Below are 1,875 nucleotides of genomic sequence, written 5' to 3' on the forward strand. Positions count from 1 at the left end.
GCAACCAGGCGTCGGCTGCGCTCATCCAGGAACGGGGCCAGGAGCTCGAACCGTTCCTTGATGCCGGCCTCTCCATCCATGCGTTGAAGTGTAACATGGCCAGCGCGGTTTCGCGACGGTTATTATGTGCCAGACCCTTAGGCACAAGGTGCTCCTCAGGAGCAACCGCGTACTCAGCGAACGTGCCGACGCCACGGCCGAAGACCTCATCCCCGACCCGGAGACGTGTCGCGTTCCTGCCGACAGAATCAACGATTCCCGCCATGTCCGTGCCGCGAACACCGAGCCTCGGCCTGCGCAGCCCGAATGCCGCGCGGACGATGTACGGCACGCCGTGGACGCCGGCCCAGTCGGGAGGGTTCACGGCTGCCGCGCGCACACGCACGAGCACCTCATCGTCCTTGGCCACCGGCTTGTCGATGTCCTTGAACTCCAGGACTTCCGGTGAGCCGTACTCGCTCTGCACAACCGCCTTCAAGCTGCCCCCTTATGCGTTTCCTGTCATGTCGGTCCAACGTGCTAGGCATCAGCTGAAGCGCGCCCCGATGTCTCCCTTGTTGAGAATGCCCGAGCGGGGCGCGCTTTCTGCTGGATGCCGTTAGCCGCCAGCTGGCTCCTGCGGCTCAGTCGGAATCTGCGCATCGTGCCACACCCCGACCACCCAGATGGTCTCCGCCTTCACCCGATAGAAGAACCGATACGAGTCCACCAGGACTTCGCGGAAGCCGAGCCGCGGGTACTCGGGGATCACGCGACCGGCTTCTGGGAACTCGATCAGATGCGTGAGACTTCCTTGGGCGCGTACCTTGAAGCCCCGAGACGCAGCGGGCCTGTCGGCCCGAATGTACGCGATGGCCGCGAGGAACTGAGCCCGCGCCGGGGGTGTGAACCGGACCGTTCGCTTCACGACTGGTCCAGGAGTTCGTCCGCCTCTGCCATCACCACGTCGAGGTCGAACCCGACACCGGCTTCGATGTCAGCTTCGCCCTGTGCCAAGATCCGGAGGATCTCGAGTTCACGCTGCGTGCGCTCATAGGTTCCCACGCTCACGAGGACGGCAGAGGCACGCCCATGCTGAGTGATGAAGACGGGGTCGCCGGAAGCGGACGCGCGCTTCACAATCGCTGAGGCATCCTGACGGAGTTCGCTGATGGGGATGATGTTGGGCATCGCACTCATTTGTGGCACCTCCTACGGTAGTGAATATGGTACCACAGATACATGTGCGGCTAGTCACTATGAGATGGCCGGCCCGATCCGGTGTATACGTGGATCGTCCGCGGGAACACGCCCGCGGCGCCGACAGACGGAGGGACCGGCCATGACTGAGCTTACACACATCGGGCTCGACGTGCACAAGGACACGATCGCCGTGGCGGTGCTGCGCCCCGGCACCACCGAGGTCGACGAGCGGGTGATACCCAACACCCCGGAGGCTGTGCGCCGGCTTCTTCGGCGCTACCCCGACCCGTCGGCGCTTCGCACCTGCTACGAGGCGGGCCCGACCGGGTACGACACCCACCGGCTCGTGAGTTCGCTCGGGATCGACTGCGACGTGATCGCGCCCTCGCTCATCCCCCGCAGGAGCGGCTCGCGCGTCAAGACCGACCGCATCGACGCGCGCAACCTCGCGAGACTCCACCGCGCCGGCGAGCTCACGTGCGTGCGGGTGCCCACGAACGCCGAGGAGGCCGTGCGCGACCTCATCCGCGTGCGCGAGGAGGTCAAGTCCGACCGCAGGATCGCGCGGCAGCGCATCCGCAGCTTCCTCATGCGCTACGGCAAGCGCTACCCGGGGCCGGGCGACAAGTGGCCGGTCCGCTTCGAGGTGTGGATGCGCGCTCTTCGCTTCGACGAGCCTCTCGCCCAAGAGGC

General features: G+C 65.8%; 4 protein-coding genes. 1 reads left to right on the forward strand and 3 read right to left on the reverse strand.

The features are described 5' to 3' along the window. The 3 genes from Q8K99_01930 to Q8K99_01940 all read right to left on the reverse strand — a co-directional run. The coding region (locus tag Q8K99_01930; protein ID MDP2181315.1) for an alcohol dehydrogenase catalytic domain-containing protein at nt 1–478 on the reverse strand (478 nt) is incomplete at its 3' end. A 120-nt stretch (nt 479–598) separates the two neighbouring features. Further along, complete coding sequence (locus Q8K99_01935; GenBank protein ID MDP2181316.1) at nt 599–907, reverse strand: type II toxin-antitoxin system RelE/ParE family toxin; 309 nt, start codon at nt 905–907, stop codon at nt 599–601. Then, nucleotides 904–1,179 (reverse strand): type II toxin-antitoxin system Phd/YefM family antitoxin, encoded by a 276-nt coding sequence (locus Q8K99_01940; GenBank protein ID MDP2181317.1) that lies wholly within the window; start codon nt 1,177–1,179, stop codon nt 904–906. The genes Q8K99_01935 and Q8K99_01940 overlap by 4 nt, the downstream gene beginning before the upstream one ends. Before the next feature lie 142 nt (nt 1,180–1,321). Between Q8K99_01940 and Q8K99_01945 the strand changes: the two genes are divergently transcribed. Continuing rightward, nucleotides 1,322–1,875, forward strand: a 554-nt coding sequence (locus Q8K99_01945) for a transposase (GenBank protein MDP2181318.1), incomplete at its 3' end; no start/stop codon positions are given.

The sequence above is a fragment of the Actinomycetota bacterium genome, from assembly GCA_030682655.1.
In the GTDB taxonomy this organism is placed as follows: domain Bacteria; phylum Actinomycetota; class Coriobacteriia; order Anaerosomatales; family JAUXNU01; genus JAUXNU01.

Coding starts and splice junctions, on each gene's coding strand:
- Q8K99_01940 (MDP2181317.1), bottom strand. CDS start 1,179: ATGAGTGCGATGCCCAACATCATCCCCATCAGCGAACTCCGTCAGGAT.